Below are 23924 nucleotides of genomic sequence, written 5' to 3'. Positions count from 1 at the left end.
CGCGGTCGCGCGAATTACCCGCGCCGCACGGCCCGCGGCGGCGCCGCGCGGGCGGGCCGGCACATCAGCCCTCGGCCGGCTACACCAGAAGGTCGTCCACCTGCGCCTCGCCCTCCCGGTAGCGCCGGGTGATCTCCGCGCTGCAGTCGTCCGCCGTGCGCTGCAACTGCTGTCTGCGCCGGGAGACCTGCTGTTCGTAGCCGACCAACCGGGCCATCGCCTCGTGCAGTTCGCCGTCTGTGCGGGCCGCCAGGTCCGACAGCTCCACGTCCGACAGCATCTCCGCCGCCAGCAGCCGGAACTCCTCGCTGTGCGGGGTGCACAGCGTGACGTGCCGGGCGGAGGCGCTGCGGCTGGAGGGCGCGTCGGCGAGGATCTCCGAGAGCCGGTCCACCACCGGCGGCTCCGGGGTCACCGGCGCCTCCGGGTCGCTGCGCCGGGCCAGTTCGGCACGCAGGATGTCGATGCGGCCCTGGAGGAGTCTGCGTACGTAGCTCAGGTCGGCCTCGTCGCGCTGCGCGTCGCGGCGCAGCGTGCGCAGCTCCGGCAGCCCGAGCGCGGTGGCGGGGCAGCCGGCTGCGAGCGCGGTGGCGGGCGTGGTCAGCGCCTGCCCCCCGCCCGTGCGCTGCGCGGGCGGTCGGACCGCGCTGCCCTTCGCGGGGGCCGCGGGTGATGCCGGTACGGGTGAAGCAGGTACGGAGGTACCAGAAGTATTCATGTGAACGTGTCCGTCCCCTCGACCGGTGCATGGGGTCTCTCCCGGCCCATGGGACCGGAGGGAAGCACCGCCTGCGTGCATCGTGCCACTCTCCGTGGTGCGGTTGCAGTCCCACTCCACCCGATCGGCCCCTGATGGGTGCACGCCTGGTACACAGGTGGTATGCGAGCAGTGGTGCAGAGGGTGGACGGCGCGAGCGTCGTCGTGGCCGGCGAGACCGTGGGCGAGATCGTCGGCGAGGGGCTGTGCGTGCTGGTGGGGGTGACCCACGACGACACCCCGCAGAAGGCGGCGCAGCTGGCGCGCAAGCTGTGGTCCGTACGGATCCTGGAGGCGGAGAAGTCCTGCAGCGACGTGAACGCCCCACTGCTGGTGATCTCCCAGTTCACGCTCTACGGGGACGCCCGCAAGGGCCGGCGCCCCACCTGGAACGCGGCGGCGCCCGGCGAGGTCGCCGAGCCCCTGGTCGACGAGGTGGTCCGGCAGCTGCGGGCGCTGGGGGCGACGGTGGAGACGGGCCGGTTCGGCGCGGACATGCGCGTCTCGCTCACCAACCACGGCCCGTTCACCATCGTCGTCGACGTCTGAGGCGCGGCCGCGCGGCCGCGCCTCAGACCTCGCCGGGCAGCCGCGCCGTCACGGCGCCACGACGACCTCCTGCGCGGCGGCCGTGGTGCCGGCCAGCAGCGGGGCGTCGAGCGGCACGTTCCGCTTGACCAGCGCGAGCGCGATCGGGCCGAGCTCGTGGTGGCGGACCGCGGTGGTCACGAAGCCCAGCTGGCGGCCCTCCTCCCCGTCGGCGGCGAGCCGGATCGGCGTGCCGTGCGCCGGGAGCAGCACCTCGGAGCCGTCCAGGTGCAGGAAGACCAGGCGGCGCGGGGGCTTGCCCAGGTTGTGGACGCGGGCCACCGTCTCCTGGCCCCTGTAGCAGCCCTTCTGGAGGTGCACGGCGGTGCCGATCCAGCCCAGCTCGTGGGGGATGGTGCGGTGGTCGGTCTCCTGGCCCAGCCGCGGCCGGTGCGCCTCGACGCGCAGCGCCTCGTACGCGAGGAGCCCGGCGGCCGGGGCGTGCGAGGCCGCGAACCCCTCCAGCTCGGCGCGGGGCAGGAAGACGTCGCGGCCGTACGGGGTCTCGCGTACGGGGTGCTCCTTGGCGACCTCGGCGATGGAGCCTGCCGGCAGGTGGACGACGGCGAAGTCGGCGGTGCGGTCGGCCACTTCGACGCGGTAGAAGAACTTCATCGACTCCAGGTAGGCGATGAGCGCCTCCTGGGTGCCGGGCTCCACGTGCGCCCACACGGTCTCGCCGTCGTCGACGAGGTAGAGCGCGTGCTCGATGTGGCCGTTGGCGGAGAGGATGAGCGCCTCGGTGGCCTGGCCGGGCGGGAGTTCCGTCAGGTGCTGGGTGAGCAGCAGGTGCAGCCAGCTCAGCCGCTCCGGTCCGGTGACGGTGACGACTCCACGGTGCGAGAGGTCGACGAAACCGCGGCCGTCGGCGAGCGCGCGCTGTTCGCCGTACAGCTCTCCGTAGTGGGCGGCGACGCCCTCGTCGCGGCCTTCGGCGGGTACGGCGCCGGGGAGATGGAGCAAGGGGCTGCTGGTCATGCCACCAAGCCTACGACGGGGCGTGCTGCTCCTTGGCGGCGCACTTCTTGCAGAGTCCGAAGATCGCGAAGTGCTTCATGTCGGTCTGGAAACCGAAGGTGGCGCGCAGCTTCGCGGTGAACTCGGCGGCGATGTCCACGTCCGCCTCGATCACCTCGGTGCACTCGCGGCAGACCAGGTGGATGTGGTGGTGCCGGTCGGCGAGGTGGTACGTGGGGGCTCCGTGCCCGAGGTGGGCGTGCGAGACCAGCTTGAGCTCCTCCAGGAGCTCCAGCGTGCGGTAGACGGTGGAGATGTTGACCCCGGAGGCGGTCTTGCGCACCTGCGCGAGGATCTCGTCCGGCGTCGCGTGCTCCAGGCTGTCGACCGCTTCCAGCACGAGCTGGCGCTGCGGGGTCAGCCGGTATCCGCGCTGCCGCAGGTCGCTCTTCCAATCGGCACTCTCGGTGTCTCCGATGCTCCCCACCCGGCCAGTGTAAGCGCGCGACGGGGACCGCGGGCCGAGCCCGCGGTCCCCGTTCGTGGACGATCCGTCAGCGGAAGAAGGCGATGCCGTCGTCCGGCATGTCCGGGAGGTTGCGCGCCATCTCGGCGACCTCTTCCGGGGTGACGACCTTCTTGAGCTGGGCCGACATGTACGGCCGCAGCTCGACGTCCGGGGTGGCCTTCTCGCCGACCCACATGAGGTCGCTCTTCACGTAGCCGTAGAGCCGCTTGCCGCCGCTGTACGGGCCCGAGGCCGCGGTCCGCGCCACGGCGTCCGTGGCCAGGTCGATCTGCGGCTTCTGGTCGGCGAGCTCGCCGTACCAGACCTCGACGACGCCCTGGTCGCGGACCATGACGATCTCGACCTTGCGGTCCTTGTCGATGCGCCAGAAGCCGGACTCCGACTCCAGCGGCCGCACCTTGTTGCCCTCGGCGTCGAGGACCCAGCTGTGGGAGGTGTACTCCAGGAAGTCCCGGCCGTCGTGGCTGAAGACGACTTCCTGGCCGAAGTTGCACTTCTCTTCACCGGGGAAGTCGAAGACGCCCGCGCCCTCCCAGGTACCGAGGAGGAAGGCGAGGGGGACGAGGCCCGGGTTCAGGTCGGACGGGATCTGGATCATGTCTGGCTCAGGCGATCTGTGGGGAGGGGTTCCGGGTCCGGGAGGGCGGCCGATCGGACGATCAGCGCTGGCCCTGGTACAGCTTCTTCACTGCGAGGCCGGTGAAGGCGAGCACGCCGACGCAGACCAGGACCAGCAGGGAGGTGAAGAATGCCTCAAGCACGGGGTGCTCCTCGAAGTGATGTGGGCGGGTACGGGGCCGGTCCCCAAGCCTACTGGCCCGGGGACCGGCGCACTCCGTGAGGTGGGCCGCACGGCCGTTTCCGCCCGTGATCGGTCAGCTCACCAGCTGGCTCTGCCAGCCGCGTGTCGTAGCCGCAGCCGTGGAAGCCGTCCACGAAGCCGCGGCGTGGAAGCGCAGCAGGTAGACGCGCGTGCGCGTTCCGTCGGGGGTGGTCCAGCCGCGGGCGGCGATCTGGCGCAGCCCCTCGTACTCCAGTTCCACTTTCAGCTTCGCCCGGCCGCGCCGCCCTCGGGGGCCGGCAGCGGGAGGGCTTCCGCCGGTCGATCTTCTGCCGCGCCAGGGGGCGGTCGTACGTCACGCGGGGGTTTCAGTCCTCGTGGCGCCGCTTTCCGTCCAGTTCGTCCCACCACTCGTCGGACTTCGGGTCCCCCGAGGGGTCGTCCCACCAGCGGTCGTCCGGACCGCGCCGGTTCGCGATCATCGCGGCGACCGGCGGGATGACCATGGCCACCACGCACAGGGCCACGGCCGCCTCGACCGAGAACAGCCGCACGAAGGCCCAGGCGGACACGAAGAGGAAGACGCATCCGCCCATGAGGACGAAGTAGGCGCGACGCCGCCGGGCGTACATGCCTCCAGGGTAGGGCCGGAGGGGGCCGGCGCGCAGGGCCGCGAGACAGGCGGCCCGCGACGGCACGAAGGGCCGCACCCCGTTCCAGTGGCGTCCAACCCCCTGGGGTGCGGCCCTTCGGCCGGTCATGTCAGGCGTGCGGTGCTCAGACCGCGATCGCCACGTCCGTCACGCCGCCGGCCTCGGCCACGACCACGGCGCGCTCCGCCTGGGCCCCGGGAACCAGCGCGCGCAGGGTCCACGAGCCGGTCGCCGCGTAGAAGCGGAACTGGCCGGTCGCCGAGGTCGGGACCTCGGCCGTGAACTCGCCGGTCGAGTCGAGCAGGCGCACGTACCCGCTGACGGGCTCGCCGTCCTTGGTCACCTGACCCTGGATGGCGGTCTCACCGGGCTTGAGCGTGGCGAGGTCGGGCCCGCCGATCTGTGCTCCACACATCTTCTCTGTCCTGTCCTAGAGGTCTTCGTACTGGCTGCGGGCGTCGCGTACCCGGCGGGACTACTTGTTGGCGCCGAGCTCGATCGGCACGCCGACCAGGGAGCCGTACTCGGTCCAGGAGCCGTCGTAGTTCTTGACGTTCTCCTGGCCCAGGAGCTCGTGCAGCACGAACCACGTGAGCGCGGAGCGCTCACCGATGCGGCAGTACGCGATGGTGTCCTTCGCCAGGTCGACCTGCTCGGCCTGGTAGAGGGCCGTCAGCTCCTCGTCGGACTTGAAGGTGCCGTCGTCGTTGGCGTTCTTCGACCACGGGATGTTGCGGGCGCTCGGCACGTGGCCGGGACGCTGCGACTGCTCCTGCGGCAGGTGCGCGGGGGCGAGCAGCTTGCCGGAGAACTCGTCGGGCGAGCGGACGTCGACCAGGTTCAGGGAGCCGATCGCGGCCACGACGTCGTCGCGGAAGGCGCGGATGGAGGTGTCCTGCGGCTGGGCCTTGTACTGGGTGGCCGGGCGGTTCGGGACCTCGGCGCCGTCGACCAGGTCGCGGGAGTCGAGCTCCCACTTCTTGCGGCCGCCGTCGAGGAGGCGGACGTCCTGGTGGCCGTACAGCTTGAAGTACCAGTAGGCGTAGGAGGCGAACCAGTTGTTGTTGCCGCCGTAGAGGACGACCGTGTCCTCGTTGGAGATGCCCTTGGCGGAGAGGAGCTTCTCGAAGCCCTCCTGGTCCACGAAGTCGCGGCGGACCGGGTCCTGGAGGTCCTGCTTCCAGTCGATCCGGACGGCGTTGGTGATGTGGTTCTTGTCGTACGCGGACGTGTCCTCGTCCACCTCGACGATGACGACGTCGGCGTCGTTCAGGTGGGCCTCGACCCAGTCGGCGTCTACGAGGACGTCGCTGCGGCTCATGGTGGTCTCCTCCGGGGCAGTGTGCGGCGGGGCGTGCTGTGCAGGTGCAGGTGCAGGTTCAGCGGGTGCTGTTTCCGCGGGTTCTGCTGGTTCTGCGGGTTCTCCTGGTGCGTACCGGCCGCGGCGGCTCCCCCGGCACTGCGCGGGGAGGCGTCAGTGGGCAGGAGGGGGCGGCTGCGGTGCGGTCACGCGGGAAGGACGGTCGTCCGGCTGATGGAGCGGAAACGCTCACAGGTCACATGGATCGACAGAGCATGGCGGCGACGCGACACAGGTCTACTGCCCGCCGCTTCGTGAGGTCCGCCTGCTGATGCTTCATAGGCATGGATCGTAGGGACGAATCGGCCGCCCTGTCACCGGCGTGTCATATTTCGAGACGGGATCGTCCGCATGTTGGGATGCATATGCCCCGCAGCGGTCGCCGCACCGCCTCCGAGGCCCTCGCGCGGCCCGCGCTTCTGCGGATCGGACCGCGCCGTCTCACGATCCGGCCAGCACCACGTCCGTACCGCTCAGCGTGAGGTGCACCCCGGACTCGTCCGAGGTCAGCGCGGTCAGTTTGAGCCCGGACGGCAGGCCGCTGTCGAGCCGGCGGTCGAAGTCCGTCTTCTTGCGGACGGCGCTCTCGATCCCGGGCAGCCCCTCGCCCGGCACGTCGTCGGCACGGACGCGGACCATCTTGCCGCCGCCGGGGGCGTCCACGAGCGCGACGGTCGACACCACGCTGGGCGCCAGCTTGCGGCCGAGGACCTCCAGGGCCGCCGTGACCTTCACCTTGCCGGGCGCGCCGCCGTAGGTGACGGTCACACCGGTCTGCGAGGCCTCCGTCAGATCCTTGTACGTGACGAGGGCCGTGCCCTCGGCCCGCTGCGCCGTTCCCCCGCTGTAGTCCCCGTTCAGCCTCACGCCGCGGAAGCCGGCGTCGAGCTGCGAGAGCCGCGTCCTGCGCCCGTCCGAGACGGCCTCCACGCCGGTGAGCTTCACGTCGACCCGGTCGAGCTCATGGCTCAGCGCCTGCGTCAGGAACGGGAACCCGTGTATGTCCACCTCCGTGGAGCCCGCGAGCCCCTGGCGCGCCTGGATGCGCTCGGCCAGCCGGTTCTCGGCGTAGTTCACCGCCCAGCGGTCGACGCCGGCGAACAGCGCTCCCAGCACCACTGCGATGATCACGACGACGCGCAGGAACCGCACGTGCCCCTCCCCCTGTTGACCGACTGGTACGTACGTTCCAGTGGACCACGACCGGGCGTACGAAAGCCGTCAGGCCCGGGTCCCGGGCATGGCGCCCGGGCCGGGCCCGACGGCTGCCGGCTGCCGGCTGACCGAGGGCCGGTGTCAGCCCACCACCCGGCCGATCAGGTAGACGGCGGGTGCGGCGGCCGCCAGCGGCAGCGCGACGCCGGCCGTCATGTGCACGAACTTGGACGGGTAGTCGTACGCCGCCACCCGCAGCCCGACCAGCGCGCACACCCCGGCGGCCAGGCCCAACAGCGCCCCGCCCACCCCGACCGAGGTCAGCCCGCCCACGGCGATGCCGGCTCCGGTCGCGGCCGCCAGCGAGACGCCGACGGAGACCGGCGTCGGCAGCGGCAGCGCGCGGGTGAAGACGGCCACGGCGACGGCCGCGGCGCCGACGCTGACGGCCGCGGAGTCGGCGGCCAGGTAGCCCGCGCAGACGATGGCGAGCGCGGCGGAGGCCACCGAGGCCATCAGCCCGTACATCCGCTCGTCGGGGTCCGCGTGGCTGCGCAGCTGGAGGACGAGGGTGAGCAGGACCCAGGCGCCGAGGGTCCCGATGATCGCGCCGGGGCCGTACGTGTCGTCCACGGCGAGCACGGCCGCGTCGGCGACGAGGGCTCCGAGGAAGGCGAGGGCGATGCCCTGGCGGGCGGGCCACATGCCGTTGAGCCGGAACCAGCCGGCCGCGGTGAGGGCCTGGAGGACGATCAGCGGCCCGAGGAGCGCGAGCTCGCCGACGGCGGCGGCACCGGCGAGCAGCAGCCCGAGCGCGGCGGTCAGTATCGCCGGCTGCGGACCGGGGTCGATGATCGGCGACCGCCCCTCGGCGCGCGCCTGGGCCGGATCGACGGCGCGGACGGTGTTGCCTCCGAGCGTGGGCGGGGAGTACGCGGGCTCCTCGCCGTCGGCGCCGGGGGCGGTCTCCCCGGCACCGGGGCCGGGGTACGGAGCCTCCGCCGCGGCGGGGCCGGGGTACGGCGGGAGGTAGGCGGTCTGCTCGGCCGCCTCGGCCTGCGGCGGGAGGTAAGCGGTCTGCTCCGCGGCGGATCCCGGGTCGGCCGGCGCCCCCCGCCAGTCGGCGGCAGAGGCCGGGGCCTCGGCATGGGCCTGGGCGACAGGCGCCCCGTCCCGGAACCACCCGTCGGGGGCGGCGGCCTGCGCCTGCGGCTCGGCGCCGGCGGGGTACGGCGAACCGGCGGCCCCCTCGGGCCCGGCCGCGCCGGGGCCCGGGTACGGCGGCAGGTACGCGGTCTCGGCCGCCGCGGCGGCGCCCGGGTACGGCGGAAGGTACGCCGTCTGCTCGGCGGCACCGCCCGCCGGGGCCGCGCCCTGCGGCGGAAGGTACGCCGTCTGCTCCGCGGCGGAGCCCTCGCTCCAGGCCCCGGCGCTCGGCGCCCAGCCCGCCGCGGGCAGCTCCTCCCGTACGCCGGACGCCGGCGGGCCGGGAGCGGCCGGGGCCTCGTCGCGGAACCAGCCCTCCGGCGCCACCGGCTGCTGCTGATGGTGCTGATGCGGCGGCGACGGGTACGCGGACTGCCCGGGGGCCGCGGCCTCCGGCGGGGGCCAGCCCTGCGGCTGCTGGTGGTGCTGCTGCTGCTGCACCGGCTGGTAGCCGGTCTCCCACGTGTCCGACTGCCAGGTCTGGGTCCCGTACGGATCCGGCTCCTGGCGCTGCTGCTGTCGGTGCTGCTGCTGTTGTTCCTCGGGAGTGCTCATCGGTTTCCGCTCACCCGCCCGCGAACGGCGGGAGCACCTCGACGGTGCCCCCCTCGGTCAGCGGTACGGCATCGTGCGGGCGCTTGCCCACGGGCTCTTCGTTCACGAGGAAGGAGCAGCGCTGCAGGACCCGGCTCAGCTCACCGGGGTGGCGTTCCCGCACGGCGTCGAGCGCCTCGGCCAGTGTCCGCGCCGAGTACGGCTCCTCCGCCGTCTTGGCCGCGGCCTTGGCCGCCGCCCAGTAGCGGATGGTTCCGGTTGCCACTGCAGCTCCTATCGTCGGCTCTCTACCGTCGGCCTCCATGATGACCCCTCCGGCCCCCGGACCCGGCGCGCCTCCGCGCGCCCCGCATGCGCCCGGGCGGACCCCCGTATGTCCACCGATCCGGTGAAACCGGGGCATACGCTGGTCGTGAGGGTGGCGGGGACCACAGAAGCGACGCGGACCCGCCCCGGCCGTTCGGCGACAGGTGGGCTATTCTGCTGGCGAGAGGATCCGGGCAACGTTGCCCCCGGGTCCTTTTGTGCTTTCAGCACGTTGAACGGACCGGAAACACTGGTGTCCGTGCGGACCTCAGGGCGCGGGGACCGGCGGACAGCAACACCGCACCACGTACGAAGCAGTACCGCGAAAGTCCTCGACGGGACCGAGGAGGAACCGACGTGATGGACCAGCGAACCGTGCACGAACGCCCGACTTGGGCAGGTGGTCGGGCATGAGCTCACTCCTGCTGCTGACCAATGCCCTCCAGCCGTCCAGCGAGGTGCTGCCCGCCCTCGGCCTGCTCCTGCACAGCGTCCGGGTGGCCCCCGCCGAGGGCCCGGCGCTCGTGGACACCCCCGGCGCGGACGTGATACTCGTCGACGGCCGCCGCGACCTGCCGCAGGTCCGCTCGCTCTGCCAGCTGCTGCGCTCCACCGGCCCCGGCTGTCCGCTGATCCTCGTCGTCACGGAGGGCGGTCTCGCGGCCGTCACCGCCGACTGGGGCATCGACGACGTCCTCCTCGACACCGCGGGCCCGGCCGAGGTCGAGGCACGGCTGCGGCTGGCCACCGGCCGCCAGCAGCTCGGCTCCGACGACTCCCCGATGGAGATCCGCAACGGCGACCTGTCGGTCGACGAGGCGACGTACTCCGCGAAGCTGAAGGGGCGGGTCCTCGACCTCACCTTCAAGGAGTTCGAGCTGCTCAAGTACCTCGCGCAGCATCCGGGCCGGGTCTTCACGCGCGCCCAGCTGCTCCAGGAGGTCTGGGGGTACGACTACTTCGGCGGCACCCGGACGGTGGACGTGCACGTACGGCGGCTGCGCGCGAAACTGGGCCCCGAGCACGAGTCGCTGATCGGCACGGTCCGCAACGTCGGCTACCGCTTCGTCACACCGGAGAAGGTCGAGCGGGCGGCCGCGGAAGCGGCGGCCCAGGCGGCCGCCACCGCGGCGGCCCGGTCAGCGGCCCAGTCCCAGGCCGCCGTCCCCCGTATGGAGGAACCTCCTGTGATCGTCCAGTCGGCAGGACGGCCTGCCCAGAGGTAGGTCACCCCGCGTAGACTCCCGAGCGTGGCCAAGGTGACGCGGGATGACGTTGCACGACTTGCGGGTACGTCTACCGCCGTCGTGAGCTACGTCATCAACAACGGACCCCGGCCGGTCGCCCCGGCCACGCGCGAGCGTGTACTCGCCGCGATCAAGGAGCTGGGCTACCGCCCGGACCGGGTCGCGCAGGCGATGGCGTCGCGGCGCACCGACCTCATAGGCATGATCGTCCCCGATGCGCGCCAGCCCTTCTTCGCGGAGATGGCGCACGCGGTCGAGCAGGCCGCCGCCGAGCGCGGAAAGATGGTCCTGGTCGGGAACTCCGACTACCGGGACGAGCGCGAGGTCCACTACCTGAGGGCCTTCCTCGGGATGCGGGTCTCGGGCCTGATCCTGGTCAGCCAGGGCATGAGCGAGCGGGCGGCTTCGGAGATCGAGGCGTGGGACGCGCGCGTCGTGCTGCTGCACGAGCGCCCCGAGGCCATCGACGACGTCGCGGTCGTCACGGACGACATCGGCGGCGCGCAGCTCGCCACCCGGCACCTGCTGGAGCACGGGCACGCGTACGTGGCCTGCATCGGCGGGGTGGAGAACACCCCGTCGGTCGGCGACCCGGTCGCCGACCACGTGGAGGGCTGGCGCCGGGCGATGCAGGAGTCGGGCCGCTCGATCGAGGGCCGGCTGATCGAGGCCCCGTACAACCGCTACGACGCGTACACGGTCGCCCTGGAGGTCCTGGCACGTCCGGACCGGCCGACGGCCATCTTCTGCGCCACCGACGACCAGGCCATCGGCGTCCTGCGCGCGGCGCGCGAACTGCGCATCGACGTCCCCGGGGAGCTGGCGGTGGCCGGCTTCGACGACGTCAAGGAGGCGGCCCTGACGGACCCGCCGCTGACGACGATCGCCTCGGACCGCCCGGCGATGGCCCGCGCGGCCGTGGACCTCGTCCTGGACGACGCCCTGCGGGTGGCCGGCTCCCGCCGCGAACGCCTGAAGCAGTTCCCGTCGGCCCTGGTGATCCGCCGGTCCTGCGGCTGCCGCTGACCCCGTTCCCCGCGGCCCCGGGCCATCGCTCCGACGGGCGGGCTTATTTGGGGCATACGCGGTTCTGTCGGGCTTCTCAGCGGGGACTCAGGTAGCTCTCATGATCCGCGGACAGAGTCATAGGCATGACCGAGAGCTTCCGCCGCGACGGCGAGTACCCGCAGGAGAACCGCCCGACCCAGAGCGCCGGCTTCGGGGAGTACCCGCCGCCGCCCGCGTACCCGCCGCCCGCGGCCGGTACGGCGCCCGGGTGGCATGAAGCGCACCGGCCGCCGGTGGCACCGGCACCCGCCGACGCGGCCGTGCCCGCGGGCGCCGAGGGGCCCGCGCACGCGGCCCGGGCCAAGCGGCCCGTCGCGCTGCTCGTGGCCGTGGCGCTGGCCGCCGCCGTCGTCGGAGGCGGCACCGCGGCCGGCGTGCAGCGGCTGCTGGCCGGCCAGGACCGCAGCGGCGGCGGCATCAGCGGCACGAACGTGTCGCAGTCCAGCACCGGCACCGTCGCCGGCGTCGCCGAGCAGGTCAGCCCCTCCGTCGTACGGATCGACACCCGCACCGGCTCCGGGCAGGGCACCGGTTCCGGCATCGTGGTCACCGCCGACGGGGAGATCGTCACCAACAACCACGTCGTCGACGGCGCCACCGAGATCCAGGTGACGATGAGCGACGGCAAGAAGTACCCGGCCAAGACCGTCGGCACCGACCCGGGCAAGGACCTCGCCCTCATCAAGCTCCAGGGCGCCGGGGGGCTCAAGCCGGCCAAGCTCGGGAACTCCGACGGCCTCAAGGTCGGCGACCAGGTCGTCGCCATCGGCTCCCCCGACCGCCTCACCGGCACGGTCACGAGCGGCATCGTCTCCGCCCTGAACCGCGAGGTGAACGTACCCAAGTCCGAGCAGCAGTCCCCGCAGCGCCAGCGCGGCGGCGGTGGCGGCGGTGGCTGGCCGTTCTCGTACGACGGCCGGCAGTTCAACGGGGACACCGGGTCGAACACCACCTCGTACAAGGCCATCCAGACGGACGCCTCCCTCAACCCGGGCAACTCCGGCGGCGCCCTCGTCAACATGAACGGCGAGATCGTGGGCATGCCCTCCGCGATCTACTCCCCCTCGAGCGACAGCTCCGGCGCCGGCAGCGTCGGCCTCGGCTTCGCCATCCCGGTGAACACGGTCAAGGCCGACCTCGACTCCCTCCGCAAGGGCGGTCCCGGGGGAGCCGGCAGCGCGGGCGCCGGCAGCGGCGCGGGCACCGGCACCGACGGCTTCGGCACCTCCTTCTAGGGGGTGTCCGCACCGGCTCTCGTGCGAGCCTGGTACGACCGACCACGACGATCACCCCTGGGAGACCGAGAATGAACCCGGCCGAAGGCGACCCGCACCGCATCCTCGTCGTCGACGACGAGCCGGCGGTGCGGGAGGCCCTGCGCCGCAGCCTCGCCTTCGAGGGGTACGACGTGCAGACCGCCGTCGACGGACTCGACGCGCTGGAGAAGGCGGCCGCGTACGACCCCGGCCTGATCGTCCTCGACATCCAGATGCCCCGGATGGACGGCCTCACGGCGGCCCGCAGGCTGCGCGCCTCCGGCAGCACCACCCCGATCCTGATGCTCACCGCCCGCGACACCGTCGGCGACCGCGTCACCGGCCTCGACGCGGGCGCCGACGACTACCTCGTCAAGCCCTTCGAGCTCGACGAGCTCTTCGCCCGCGTCCGCGCCCTGCTGCGCCGCAGCGCGTACGCGACCCCGCGCGCCGACGGCGGCTCCGCCGACGACACGGGCACCCTCGCCTTCGGTGACCTGCGCATGGACCTCGCCACCCGCGAGGTCACCCGCTCCGGGCGCCAGGTCGAGCTGACCCGCACCGAGTTCACGCTGCTGGAGATGTTCCTCGCGCACCCGCGCCAGGTCCTGACCCGCGAGCAGATCCTCAAGACCGTCTGGGGCTTCGACTTCGAACCCAGCTCCAACTCCCTGGACGTGTACGTCATGTACCTGCGCCGCAAGACCGAGGCCGGCGGCGAGCCCCGCCTGGTCCACACCGTGCGCGGGGTGGGCTACGTACTGCGCCTGGCCGGGGCGGGCGACTCCGGAGGGCCGGAGTGAGCCCGTCGGCGAGATTCCGGGCCCTCCCGCTGCGGTCGCGCATCGCCCTGCTGGTGGCCACGGCCGTGGCCCTGGCGGTGGCCACGGTCTCCGCGGTGTCGTGGGTGATGGTGCGGGCCCAGCTGGGCAACCAGCTGAACCAGTCCCTGATGTCCACCAACCCGACCGCGCAGGTGCTGGAGCGGCTGCGCCAGGGGTGCCCGGCCCGCCCGCCGGCCCAGCCGCAGCAGGACATCGCCGAGAACCTGAACGCCACGGTCCAGATCGTCACCGCGGACGGCGCCCACTGCTGGGTGAGCGGCCAGACCGACCTGCCGGTGACCGCCACGGACAAGCTGGTCGCGGCGGGCCGCAAGCCCAAGGCGCTGCACGACGCGACCACCGACAACGGCGTCGCGATGCGCGTCTACACCTTCGCGGCCCAGACCCAGCCCGGCGGCCCGGTCTTCGCCGTCTCGGTGGCCCGGCCGCTGGCCGACACCGACAAACCGCTGTCCACCCTGGCCTGGGTGCTGATCCTGGTCTCCGGCATCGGGGTGGCCGGGGCGGGCGTCGCCGGCCTGTGGGTGGCCCGTACCGGGCTGCGCCCCGTCGACGAGCTGACGGGCGCCGTCGAGCACATCGCCCGGACCGAGGACCTGACCGTACGGATCCCCGACGAGGGCGACGACGAGATCGCCCGCCTGTCGCGGTCCTTCAACTCCATGACGGCGGCCCTCGCCTCCTCCCAGCAGCGCCAGGCCCAGCTGATCGCGGACGCCGGCCACGAGCTGCGCACCCCGCTGACCTCGCTGCGCACCAACATCGAACTGCTCGCGCGCAGCGAGGAGACCGGCCGGGCCATCCCGCCCGAGGACCGCAAGGAGCTGCTGGCCTCGGTCAAGGCGCAGATGACGGAGCTGGCGGCGCTGATCGGCGACCTCCAGGAGCTGTCGCGCCCGGACGCGGCCCCGCCCGCCCGGCTGGAGGTGGTGGCCCTGCACGAGATCGCGCGGAGCGCGCTGTCCCGGGCCCGGCTGCGCGGCCCCGAGCTGCACTTCACCGACGAGATCGCGCCCTGGTACGTACGGGGCGAGGCGGCGGCGCTGGAGCGGGCGGTGGTCAACGTGCTCGACAACGCGGTGAAGTTCAGCCCGCCGGGCGGCACGGTCGAGGTCGCGCTGCGGGCGGGCGAGCTGACCGTGCGCGACCACGGGCCGGGCATCCCGGCGGAGGACCTGCCGCACGTCTTCGAGCGGTTCTGGCGCTCCTCGTCGGCCCGCGCGCTGCCCGGCAGCGGGCTGGGCCTGTCGATCGTGGACCGTACGGTGCGCCGGGCCGGCGGCAGCGTCGAGCTGCGGGCGGCCCAGGGCGGCGGCCCGGGTACGGAGGCGGTGCTCCGCCTCCCGGGCGCCCCGGCGCCGCCGCCGGACCGGCCGCGGCAGCCGTCAGTTGTGCCGTATGAGTGAGTCGACCAGTCCGGAGCGGGTGCCCGGGAAGTCCATCGGGACGATCCCGAGCCCGGTCCGGCCGGCCAGCTCCCCGCCGTCGACGAACGAGTGCACCTGCGGGTTGAGCCGGTCGGAGTTCCAGCGCGGCGGCATGTAGGCGGCGGTGCTGACGTAGTTCACGAACAGCTTCCCGGGCTGCTGGACGGCCTTGCGGAACTGGTTCTCGATCCGGCCGCGCTTGGCGAAGGGCTCGGTGTTGTAGTCGTCCTGGATGTCGAAGACGTTGCCGTCGCCGTAGCGCAGTCCGGGCAGGCCGCCGTTGTCGGCGAGCAGGACCACCTTGCCGCGGGCCTGGCCGAGGGTGGGCAGCGAGTCGGCGATCCGCAGGAGCGGGCGCCAGCCGCGGTTGTCGAGGTAGTCGTCGAAGACGGCCCGGAAGGTCGCGTCGCTGTCCGTCGAGTACTCCTGCTTGAGCCGCATCAGCACGGTCTCGGAGGGGTGCGCGGCGAGGAAGTTCCGGCAGGCGACGAGGACGTCCCCGAACATCAGGTCCTGGAAGAACGCCGCGTGGTGGATGGCGAAGGAGCCGCCGGTGACGCGGCAGCGGACGTCCAGGAAGCGGATCCCGGAGTCGAGCTGCTGGGCGATCGAGGTGTTCTGGCAGGCGACGTAGAGCCCGCCCTTGGTGGCGCCCGAGTCGTGGGTGCCGGGGATGGTCATCCGCTGGAGGGCGGTCGCGTCGCCGAGGCCGGCCATCCAGTCCTGGGTGGACAGGGCCCGCGCGGCGGACGTACGGCCGGCGGACGCAGGGGCCGGCGCCGGCGCAGAGGCCGAGGCCGACGCCGACGCCGTACCCGCTCCGAGTCCCACGGCGGCTCCCGCTCCCGCCGCCACCGCCCCGATCATGAATGCCCGACGATCCAGTGCCATGCCCGCCCCTTTGCGACCCGGTGATGGACGCCGGCCTGCGCCGGCCGGTGCCCCCGGGATTCTGGCGTGCGGGGCGCGCCATTACTACCCTTCGGTAGCCCCTGGATCCGTCAGCTTTCGAGCAACTCGGCCATGGCGCGCAGACCTTGGGCGAGCTCCCGGCCGGTCGGCGCCTGCTCCGGGTCGGTCAGCGCCTGCACCATCACCCCGCTCAGCAGCGCGATGTGCACCGATCCCAGGGCCCGTACGTCCTCCTGCGTGACCGCGTCCTCGGGGACACCGCGCAGCTGCGCGGCCACCATGCGGCGGGCCTGGCGCTGGTTCTCGGCGAGGGTGGCGAGCAGCTCGGGCGCGGACTGGGCGTGGACGAAGGCCTCGACGGAGGCCATCCAGAGCCAGCGCATCTCGCCGAAGTCGCGGATCTTGCGGTCCCAGGTGTCGGCGTAGCGCTCCGCGGTGGTGGCGCCCTGGCCGGCGAGCCGGCCGGAGCCCGCGGCCCACTCGTCCATGGCGGCGAAGAGGGCGAGGTTGAGCAGGGCCTCGCGCGAGCCGAAGTGGTAGCCGATCGCGGCCATGGACACCTTCGAGGCCGCGGCGATGTCGCGCACGGTCGTGCGCAGGTAGCCCTTCTCCTCCAGGCAGCGGCGCGCTCCGGCCAGCAGGTCCTCGCGATTTCCCATGCCGGGATCGTATCCGCGCGCCCTGCGCGCACCCCCTCTCCACAGCCGTTTGGGCAAGCGCCCAATACAAACGTATTGCGCGCTTGCCCAAATCCTGGCACGCTCATACCCGTCACCACCGGTCACACACAGGGGAGAGCCAAGCCATGCGCCACACGCTGACGATCGACGGCCGCGCGCTGTCGTACCTGGACTTCGGCGGCCCGGGCCGCCCGCTGCTCGCCCTGCACGGCGGCATGTCCGAGGGCCTCGCCTTCGCCTCTCTCGCCGCCGCCCTGGGCGACGCCTGGCGGGTCATCGCCCCCGACCAGCGCGGCCACGGCGACTCCGACCGGGCCGCCGACTACGGCCGCGAGGGCTACCTCTCGGACGCCGTGGCCCTCCTCGACCACCTCGGCCTGGACTCCCCCGTGGCCGTCCTCGGCTACTCCCTCGGCGGGTTCAACGCCTACCACCTGGCCGCCGCCCACCCGGGCCGGGTCTCGGCGCTCGTCGACGTGGACGCCACCGTGGACATCGAACCCGACACGGCGGGAGCGCTCTTCGGCTTCCTGCGCGACATGCGCTACACCGCCCCCACCCGCGAGGAACTCCTCGCCGCGGCCGGACCGGTGGGCTCACCGTTCGTCGAGCAGGCGCTGCGCCCGCTCCCCGACGGCGGCTGGCGGCTGCCGTTCCACCCGCAGGACATGATCGACTCCGCCGAGGCCTGCCGCGGCGACCACTGGGACGCCTGGCTCGGCAGCCGCTGCCCGGCGCTGCTGATCCACGGCACGCGCAGCCAGACCCTCCCACAGAAGACGGCCGACGCCATGGTCGCCCGCCGCCCCGGGACCTCGTACACACCTGTGGACGGGGACCACTTCCTGCCGTTCACCCACCCCGGGGAGTTCCACGAGGCCGTCCGCGCGTTCCTCGCGGGCCTCTGACCGCTCCGGTACGGGGGTCCGGAACGGACAGGCCAAGGGGGGGCACAGGCCGAAGGGGCGCAGAGGCCGAAGGGGGCGGACACGCCGAAGGGGCGGCGGGCCGGGAAGGCCCACCGCCCCTTCGGGCGCGCTGCGCGCGGGTGCTACTTGACGACCGTGATGCGGTCCGCCGCCGGCGGGGCGATCGGGGCCGCCGGCGAGGACTTCGCGAGGTACGCGTTGAAGGCCTCCAGGTCGGGCACGCCGACCAGCTTGTTCTTGTGCTCCTTCAGGACGGTGAACCCGTCACCGCCGCCCGCGAGGAACTCGTTCATCGCGACCCGGTAGGTCTTGGCGGGGTCGATCGCCTCGCCGTTCAGCCTCACCGAGTCCACGACGATGCGGTCCGCGCCCGTCCTGGTCATGTCCAGGGTGTACGTGAAGCCCTTCGAGATCTGGAGGATCTTCGGGTTCGCACCGTTGACCGGGCCGCTGACCTGCTGCTGGAGCGCGGTGATGAGCTGCGCGCCCGTCAGGTCGACCACGTTCAGCAGGTTGTTGAACGGCTGGACCGTGTAGGACTCGCCGTACGTCACGACGCCGTCGCCCTCGTTGCCCGCGGCCTTGTAGGCCAGGTCGGCGCGGATGCCGCCCGGGTTCATGAGGGACAGCTGCGCGCCGCCCTTGGCGGCCGGGGCCGTGGCCTCCAGCTGGGCGTCGGCGATCAGGTCGCCGAGCGGCTTCTCGGGGGCCTCGGAGCCGCGGCCCGCGATGTCCGCCGAGATGTAGCCCTGCGGGGCGCTCGCCACCGGGGCGGCGAGGGTGTTCCAGCGGCTGATCAGCTCGGTCATGTCGGGAGCCTTGGGCTGGTTCCGGCTGACGAGCTTGTTGACCGGCTTCGGCGCGAGGGCCGCGGTGCGCACGATGTCCTTGGTCTGGCGGTCGTACGTCAGCGTGGTGTCCGTGAACAGCCGGCCGTACGAGGCGGCCGAGGTCACCATGCGCGGGTTGCCCGCCGGGTCCGGGATGTTGCAGGCGTACGCCTGGTGGGTGTGGCCGGTCACCAGGGCGTCGACCTTCGGGTCCACGTTCTTGGCGATGTCCACGATCGCGCCCGAGATGCCGGCGCCGGCGCCCGGGACGTCGCAGTCGTAGTTGTAGGCACCGTTGGCGGGCAGGCCGCCCTCGTGGATGAGCGCGACGATCGACTTGACGCCCTGCTTGTTCAGCTCGGCGGCGTACTTGTTGATCGTCTCGACCTCGTCGCCGAACTTCAGGCCCTTGACGCCCTCGGCGGTGACCACGTCCGGCGTGCCCTCCAGGGTGACGCCGATGAAGCCGATCTTCACGTCCCCCTTCTGCCAGATGAAGGTCGGGTTCATCATCGGACGCTTGGTCTTCTCGTCCGTGACGTTTGCCGCGAGGTACTTGAACTCGGCGCCCGTGTACTCCTTGCCGGACTCGAAGCAGCCGTCGACCGGGTGGCAGCCGCCGTACGCCATGCGGCGCAGCTCGGCCTTGCCCTCGTCGAACTCGTGGTTGCCGACGCTGCTGACGTCGAGCTTCAGCTTGTTCAGCGCCTCGACGGTGGGCTCGTCGTGGAAGAGACCGGACAGCATCGGGCTGCCGCCGATCATGTCGCCGGCCGCGGCCGTGACGGAGTACTCGTGACCCTTGCGGGCCTCGCGCAGGCTGGTCGCCAGGTACTCGACGCCACCGGCGGGTATCGCCTTGGTGGTGCGGTCCGCCTGACGCTCGCTCACGGTGCCGGAGGAGCCCTGCGGGGGCTCCAGCGTGCCGTGGAAGTCGTTGAACGACAGCATCTGCACATCGACGGTGCGGCTCTTGGCCGCACCGCCACCACTCGCGGCACCGGCCGGCAGTGCGGCCGCGACCATGGCTCCGGCACCGGCCGTGACGGCGATGGCGGCGAAGGTCAACCGGCGGTTTCGGCGGTGCCGTTGTGGCGTCGCTGACATTTAGTCCCCTTTTGGACAGCGGTGGAACTCGGGAGGTCGGCGGCAGCCTATGGTCAACGCGCGTAGCACGACAGGGGGTAGGAGTGTCGGCCTGGTTACACGCAGAAGACGGATCCCCGTCGCTCCGACACACTCGCACCACCGCGGGCGCCCCCCGCGGTCGTACGCTCGACGCATGACTGACGACGCAGCGACGGCCCTGGAGCCGGGACGCCAGATCCAGACCCTCGACGAACTGACGGAGGAACAGGCCCTTTCCGTGCTCGCCCTCATCGAGGACGCTGCCCGTACGGACGGCACCACCGCCGTCTCCGAGCAGGGCCGGCTCCAGCTGCGCGGCGGACGCCGCGAGGGGATCCGGCACTTCCTGCTCACCGAGAAGGGCCGGCTCGCCGGGTACGGACAGCTGGAGGACACCGACCCGGTGGAGGCACCCGCCGCCGAGCTCGTCGTCCACCCCGCGCTGCGCGGGCGCGGGCACGGGCGGGCGCTGGGCTCGGCCCTGCTGGCCGCCTCCGGCAAGCGGATCCGGGTGTGGGCGCACGGCGGCAAGTCGGCCGCCCGCCACCTCGCGCAGGTGCTCGGCCTGACCCTGTTCCGGGAGCTGCGCCAGCTGCGCCGCCCGCTGGGGCCGGAGGGGCCGGCGCTGCCCGAGGCGGCGCTGCCCGCCGGTGTGACCGTACGGACCTTCGTGCCCGGCCAGGACGACGCCGCCTGGCTCGCGGTGAACTCGGCCGCCTTCGCCCACCACCCCGAGCAGGGCTCGCTGACGCAGCGGGACCTGGACGACCGGATCGCGCAGCCCTGGTTCGACCCCAAGGGCTTCTTCCTCGCCGAGCGGGACGGGGAGCTGATCGGCTTCCACTGGACGAAGGTGCACGCCGAGGAGCGGCTCGGGGAGGTCTACGTGCTCGGCGTGCGCCCCGGCGCCCAGGGCGGCGGCCTCGGCAAGGCCCTCACGGCGGTCGGCCTGAACCATCTCGCCGAGGCCGGCCTGCCCACCGCCATGCTGTACGTGGACGCCGACAACCCGGCGGCCCTCGCCGTGTACGAGGGCCTCGGCTTCAGCACCCACGAGGTGGACCTGATGTACCGCACGGAGAGCTGACGCGGGGGCCGGCCCAGGGCCGCCGGACCGGCACGCAGGGCGAGGGCCCGTCCACGGACGGGCCCCGCGCTGCGGGCGCACGCCGGGGAAACAGCCGGGGAAACAGCCGGGGACACAGGGGACGCGCCGGAGCATCCCGGGCGCGTAAAGCACGTAAAAGACGTACTCGTGCACCACCCGGAGCCTGGAAGCCATGCGCCATTCACCGGACCTTCATGCGCGCTTGCGACTCTCCCCGCATGCAGCCCCGACTCCGACCGACGGGAACCCCGTCCGACGCGCCTGTCCCGCCCCCTGCGCGGAACAATGGAGTCATGAGCCCCCAGCCCAGCGCAGGCCCCGCCGAGGTCCCCGCCCAGCACCCGTCCCCCACGTCCGCCGAAGCCCCCGCGGCCTCCTCCGCGGGCACCCCCGGACCGGCTGCCAAGCCCGCGCGGATCGGCTCCATAGCCGCGCACCGCCCGCACTCCGGCATGGAGCCCGGCCTCGCGCCCGACATCGACGCCGACCTGGACGGCTACGACGACAAGGACGGCGACGAGCTCCCCCCGGGACGCTTCCTCGACCGCGAGCGCAGCTGGCTGGCCTTCAACGAGCGCGTCCTGGAGCTGGCCGAGGACCCGGCGACCCCGCTCCTGGAGCGCGCCAACTTCCTGGCGATCTTCGCGAGCAACCTCGACGAGTTCTTCATGGTCCGCGTCGCCGGCCTCAAGCGGCGCATCGCGACGGGCGTCGCCACCCGTTCGGCCTCAGGCCTCCAGCCCCGTGAGGTGCTGGACCTGATCTGGACCCGCTCGCGCGAGCTCATGGCCCGGCACGCAGCCTGCTTCCAGCAGGACATCTCCCCGCAGCTCGCCGAGGAGGGCATCCACCTCATCCGCTGGCCGGACCTCACCGAGAAGGAGCAGGCCCGCCTCTTCACGCTGTTCCGCAACCAGATCTTCCCGGTGCTCACCCCGCTGGCCGTGGACCCCGCGCACCCGTTCCCGTACATCTCCGGGCTCTCGCTGAACCTCGCGGTCGTCGTCCGCAACCCGGTCAGCGGCCACCGCCACTTCGCCCGCGTCAAGGTCCCGCCGCTGCTCTCGCGCTTCCTGGAGGCCTCCCCGCAGCGCTACGTCCCCCTCGAGGACGTCATAGCCGCGCACCTGGAGGAGCTCTTCCCCGGCATGGAGGTCCTCGACCACCACATGTTCCGGGTGACCCGCAACGAGGACCTGGAGGTCGAGGAGGACGACGCGGAGAACCTGCTCCAGGCCCTGGAGAAGGAGCTCATGCGGCGCCGCTTCGGCCCGCCGGTGCGCCTGGAGGTCGAGGAGTCCATCGACCCCGGCATCCTGGACCTCCTCGTGCAGGAGCTGAACGTCACCGCCGCGGAGGTCTACCCGCTGCCCGGCCCGCTGGACCTGACCGGCCTCTTCGGCATCGCCTCCCTGGACCGGCCCGAGCTGAAGTACCCCAAGTTCGTCGCCGGCACCCACCGCGACCTCGCCGAGGTCGAGTCCGCGTCCGCGCCCGACATCTTCGCCGCGCTGCGCGAGCGCGACGTGCTGCTGCACCACCCGTACGACTCCTTCTCCACCTCGGTGCAGGCGTTCCTGGAACAGGCCGCCGCCGACCCGGACGTCCTCGCGATCAAGCAGACCCTGTACCGGACCTCCGGTGACTCCCCGATCGTGGACGCCCTGATCGACGCCGCCGAATCCGGCAAGCAGGTCCTCGTCCTGGTCGAGATCAAGGCCCGCTTCGACGAGCAGGCCAACATCAAATGGGCCCGCAAGCTGGAGGAGGCCGGCTGCCACGTCGTGTACGGCCTGGTGGGCCTCAAAACCCACTGCAAGCTGTCGCTCGTGGTCCGCCAGGAGGGCGACACGCTGCGCCGCTACTCCCACGTCGGCACCGGCAACTACCACCCCAAGACCGCCCGCCTCTACGAGGACCTCGGCCTGCTCACCGCCGACCCGCAGGTCGGCGCGGACCTCTCCGACCTCTTCAACCGGCTCTCCGGCTACTCGCGCCGCGAGACCTACCGCCGCCTGCTGGTGGCCCCGCGCTCGCTGCGCGACGGCCTGATCTCGCGGATCGACAAGGAGGCCGCCCACCACCGGGCCGGCCGCCCCGCGTACGTGCGCCTCAAGATGAACTCGATCGTCGACGAGGCACTCATCGACTCGCTCTACCGGGCCTCCCAGGCGGGAGTGCCCGTCGACATCTGGGTCCGCGGCATCTGCGCCGTGCGCCCCGGGGTCCCCGGGCTCTCGGACAACATCCGGGTCCGCTCGATCCTCGGCCGCTTCCTGGAACACTCCCGGGTCTTCGCCTTCGGCAACGGCGGCGAGCCCGAGGTGTGGATCGGCAGCGCCGACATGATGCACCGCAACCTCGACCGCCGCATCGAGGCACTGGTCCGGGTCGCCGACCCGGCCCACCGCGCGGCTCTGGACCGGATGCTGGAGACCGGCATGTCCGACACCACCTCCTCCTGGCACCTGGGCCCGGACGGCGAGTGGACCCGGCACAGCACGGACCACGAAGGCCAGCCGCTGCGGCACGTCCAGGAGATGCTCATAGACGCCCGGAGGCGCCGGCGTGGCTCTGCCAAACCATGACCTGACAGCGCGTGGAGAGGGCTCCGCGGGGGACGTGCTCGGCACGTACCTGCGGGCCCAGGCCACTGCCTTCCTGCGGGGGCTGCGCCTCCACGAGGAGTGGGGGTCCCCCCGGCCGGAGTCCGGGGGAGGGGCCGACGCCGCGCAGAGCAGCGGTGCGGCGCGCAGCCTGCGGGGGGCTGCGCGCCGCATCAGCTGCTCCCTGGCCACCTTCCGGGGGGTGACCGAGTCCTCCTGGGCCGACGGGCTGCGCACCGAGCTGGTGTGGCTGTCCTCGACCCTCGCGGACGAGCACGCGTACGCCGCCCGCCTGACCCGGCTGCTGGACGCGCTGCACCGGCTCTCGGGCTCCCCGGAGGTGCCCGCGCCCCGGGGCGCCGCGGGCGCGCTCACGGTGGGTTCGGCGCGCGCCGGGGCCCTGCTGGAGCGGCAGCTGACGCTGGCCCGCACCCGCGCCCACTCGGCGACCCTCCAGGCGCTGGGCTCCTCCCGCTTCCACGCGGTCGCCGACGCCGTGGCCGTACTGGCCTCCGAGGTGCCGCTGGACCCGGTCGCGGCCCGCGGGCGGGTGGACGAGGTCCTGGTCCCGCTGGCGGACGTGGCCCACACCCGGCTGGCGGCGGCCGTCTCGGCGCTGCCGCACGCCGGCGAGTCCCAGCCGTACAACGCCGAGCACGACGGCTCCTGGCACGAGGTGCGCCGGCTGCTGCGGGTCCACCGCTACGCCCGGGAGGCCCTGGGCGAGGACGTGGCCCGGCTGGCGGCGGCCGGGGAGGCGCTGGACCGCCACCGCGACGCCTCGGAGGCCGCGGCCGCCTCGGCGACGGCGGCCCGGACCCCGCGGATCGCCCCGGCGACGGCGTACGCCCTCGGCGTGCTCCACGCCGACCAGCGGCACGAGGTGGAGGCCGCCCGGTTCACCTTCCAGGACCTGTGGCAGCCGGTGCCGGCCGCGGCTCCGTGACCCGGAGCTCCGCGGCTCCGTGACCCGGAGGTCCCCAGACCGAAAAGATCCGGCCACCCAGAGCCGGTCACATAACGGTAACGAAGGGACAACGG

General features: G+C 72.8%; 25 protein-coding genes. 10 read left to right on the top strand and 15 right to left on the bottom strand.

Going from position 1 to position 23924, the window contains the following annotated elements:
• Positions 1–79: 79 nt before the first annotated feature.
• Complete coding sequence (locus ACS04_RS07395) at positions 80–718, bottom strand: RsiG family protein (protein WP_048475726.1); 639 nt, start codon at positions 716–718, stop codon at positions 80–82.
• A 162-nt stretch (positions 719–880) separates the two neighbouring features.
• On the opposite strand from ACS04_RS07395, the gene dtd reads away from it, so the two are divergent.
• Positions 881–1306 carry a D-aminoacyl-tRNA deacylase gene (gene dtd, locus ACS04_RS07390; RefSeq protein WP_048475725.1) on the top strand — a complete coding sequence of 142 codons (426 nt, stop codon included), beginning with the start codon at positions 881–883 and terminating at the stop codon, positions 1304–1306.
• 48 nt (positions 1307–1354) lie between these two features.
• Here the strand turns inward: dtd and ygfZ are convergent, their stop codons facing one another.
• The 11 genes from ygfZ to ACS04_RS07340 form a co-directional block, all read right to left on the bottom strand.
• Positions 1355–2323 (bottom strand): CAF17-like 4Fe-4S cluster assembly/insertion protein YgfZ, encoded by a 969-nt coding sequence (gene ygfZ, locus ACS04_RS07385; RefSeq protein ID WP_048475724.1) that lies wholly within the window; start codon positions 2321–2323, stop codon positions 1355–1357.
• A gap of 10 nt (positions 2324–2333) precedes the next feature.
• Positions 2334–2789 (bottom strand): Fur family transcriptional regulator, encoded by a 456-nt coding sequence (locus ACS04_RS07380; RefSeq protein ID WP_245236311.1) that lies wholly within the window; start codon positions 2787–2789, stop codon positions 2334–2336.
• 67 nt (positions 2790–2856) lie between these two features.
• A complete protein-coding gene (locus ACS04_RS07375; protein WP_048475723.1) occupies positions 2857–3429 on the bottom strand; it encodes a heme-binding beta-barrel domain-containing protein in 573 nt (190 codons plus the stop codon).
• Positions 3430–3706: 277 nt separating this feature from the next.
• The gene (locus ACS04_RS38115; RefSeq protein WP_158977199.1) at positions 3707–3874 is read right to left on the bottom strand and encodes a hypothetical protein; all 168 of its coding nucleotides are present in this window, start codon (positions 3872–3874) and stop codon (positions 3707–3709) included.
• A gap of 106 nt (positions 3875–3980) precedes the next feature.
• Positions 3981–4244, bottom strand: coding sequence for a DUF3099 domain-containing protein (locus tag ACS04_RS07365; RefSeq protein ID WP_048475722.1), 264 nt, complete (start codon positions 4242–4244; stop codon positions 3981–3983).
• 145 nt (positions 4245–4389) lie between these two features.
• Positions 4390–4680 carry a DUF1416 domain-containing protein gene (locus ACS04_RS07360; protein WP_048475721.1) on the bottom strand — a complete coding sequence of 97 codons (291 nt, stop codon included), beginning with the start codon at positions 4678–4680 and terminating at the stop codon, positions 4390–4392.
• Between the two features lie 60 nt (positions 4681–4740).
• Entirely contained in the window at positions 4741–5586 is an 846-nt protein-coding gene (locus ACS04_RS07355; protein WP_048475720.1) for a sulfurtransferase, read from the bottom strand.
• A 235-nt stretch (positions 5587–5821) separates the two neighbouring features.
• Entirely contained in the window at positions 5822–5905 is an 84-nt protein-coding gene (locus ACS04_RS40385) for a putative leader peptide (RefSeq protein WP_350206375.1), read from the bottom strand.
• 161 nt (positions 5906–6066) lie between these two features.
• Positions 6067–6777, bottom strand: a complete 711-nt coding sequence (locus tag ACS04_RS07350; RefSeq protein ID WP_048475719.1) for an LmeA family phospholipid-binding protein — start codon at positions 6775–6777, stop codon at positions 6067–6069.
• 144 nt (positions 6778–6921) lie between these two features.
• Positions 6922–8541 carry a hypothetical protein gene (locus ACS04_RS38595; protein WP_063839245.1) on the bottom strand — a complete coding sequence of 540 codons (1620 nt, stop codon included), beginning with the start codon at positions 8539–8541 and terminating at the stop codon, positions 6922–6924.
• A 10-nt stretch (positions 8542–8551) separates the two neighbouring features.
• Positions 8552–8806: a MoaD/ThiS family protein gene (locus ACS04_RS07340; protein ID WP_048475718.1), complete on the bottom strand. Its 255-nt coding sequence runs from the start codon at positions 8804–8806 to the stop codon at positions 8552–8554.
• Between the two features lie 451 nt (positions 8807–9257).
• Here ACS04_RS07340 and ACS04_RS07335 point away from each other — a divergent pair, with 451 nt between their 5' ends.
• From ACS04_RS07335 to ACS04_RS07315, 5 genes are all read left to right on the top strand, one after another.
• Positions 9258–10073 carry a response regulator transcription factor gene (locus tag ACS04_RS07335; protein ID WP_048475717.1) on the top strand — a complete coding sequence of 272 codons (816 nt, stop codon included), beginning with the start codon at positions 9258–9260 and terminating at the stop codon, positions 10071–10073.
• Positions 10074–10097: 24 nt separating this feature from the next.
• On the top strand, positions 10098–11120 hold the full coding sequence (locus ACS04_RS07330) for a LacI family DNA-binding transcriptional regulator (RefSeq protein ID WP_048475716.1): 1023 nt from the start codon (positions 10098–10100) through the stop codon (positions 11118–11120).
• A 125-nt stretch (positions 11121–11245) separates the two neighbouring features.
• Positions 11246–12397, top strand: a complete 1152-nt coding sequence (locus tag ACS04_RS07325) for a S1C family serine protease (RefSeq protein WP_048475715.1) — start codon at positions 11246–11248, stop codon at positions 12395–12397.
• 71 nt (positions 12398–12468) lie between these two features.
• Entirely contained in the window at positions 12469–13221 is a 753-nt protein-coding gene (locus ACS04_RS07320) for a response regulator transcription factor (RefSeq protein WP_048475714.1), read from the top strand.
• Positions 13218–14669 carry a sensor histidine kinase gene (locus tag ACS04_RS07315; RefSeq protein WP_048475713.1) on the top strand — a complete coding sequence of 484 codons (1452 nt, stop codon included), beginning with the start codon at positions 13218–13220 and terminating at the stop codon, positions 14667–14669. Before ACS04_RS07320 ends, ACS04_RS07315 begins: the two co-directional genes overlap by 4 nt.
• On the opposite strand, the gene ACS04_RS07310 is transcribed toward ACS04_RS07315, so the two are convergent.
• Together ACS04_RS07310 and ACS04_RS07305 are read right to left on the bottom strand one after the other, a co-directional pair.
• Positions 14649–15581, bottom strand: coding sequence for a phosphatidylinositol-specific phospholipase C (locus ACS04_RS07310; RefSeq protein WP_048475712.1), 933 nt, complete (start codon positions 15579–15581; stop codon positions 14649–14651). The genes ACS04_RS07315 and ACS04_RS07310 overlap by 21 nt on opposite strands.
• A 110-nt stretch (positions 15582–15691) precedes the next feature.
• Positions 15692–16261 carry a TetR/AcrR family transcriptional regulator gene (locus ACS04_RS07305; protein WP_048475711.1) on the bottom strand — a complete coding sequence of 190 codons (570 nt, stop codon included), beginning with the start codon at positions 16259–16261 and terminating at the stop codon, positions 15692–15694.
• A gap of 146 nt (positions 16262–16407) precedes the next feature.
• On the opposite strand from ACS04_RS07305, the gene ACS04_RS07300 reads away from it, so the two are divergent.
• A complete protein-coding gene (locus ACS04_RS07300; RefSeq protein WP_048475710.1) occupies positions 16408–17190 on the top strand; it encodes an alpha/beta fold hydrolase in 783 nt (260 codons plus the stop codon).
• A 143-nt stretch (positions 17191–17333) separates the two neighbouring features.
• Here ACS04_RS07300 and ACS04_RS07295 read toward each other — a convergent pair whose 3' ends face one another.
• Positions 17334–19148, bottom strand: coding sequence for a bifunctional metallophosphatase/5'-nucleotidase (locus ACS04_RS07295; protein WP_048475709.1), 1815 nt, complete (start codon positions 19146–19148; stop codon positions 17334–17336).
• 175 nt (positions 19149–19323) lie between these two features.
• Here ACS04_RS07295 and mshD point away from each other — a divergent pair, with 175 nt between their 5' ends.
• The 3 genes from mshD (at position 19324) to ACS04_RS07280 (ending at position 23829) form a co-directional block, all read left to right on the top strand.
• Positions 19324–20256: a mycothiol synthase gene (gene mshD / locus ACS04_RS07290; RefSeq protein ID WP_048475708.1), complete on the top strand. Its 933-nt coding sequence runs from the start codon at positions 19324–19326 to the stop codon at positions 20254–20256.
• Positions 20257–20570: 314 nt separating this feature from the next.
• On the top strand, positions 20571–22865 hold the full coding sequence (locus tag ACS04_RS07285; protein WP_048475707.1) for an RNA degradosome polyphosphate kinase: 2295 nt from the start codon (positions 20571–20573) through the stop codon (positions 22863–22865).
• Positions 22846–23829 (top strand): CHAD domain-containing protein, encoded by a 984-nt coding sequence (locus ACS04_RS07280; protein WP_048475706.1) that lies wholly within the window; start codon positions 22846–22848, stop codon positions 23827–23829. Before ACS04_RS07285 ends, ACS04_RS07280 begins: the two co-directional genes overlap by 20 nt.
• The last annotated feature ends 95 nt before the right edge of the window (positions 23830–23924 follow it).

It is taken from the genome of Streptomyces roseus (assembly GCF_001044425.1).
Lineage (GTDB): Bacteria > Actinomycetota > Actinomycetes > Streptomycetales > Streptomycetaceae > Streptomyces > Streptomyces roseus.
Note: the sequence above shows the minus strand (reverse complement) of the source record. Positions and strands in the feature narration are given on the sequence as shown.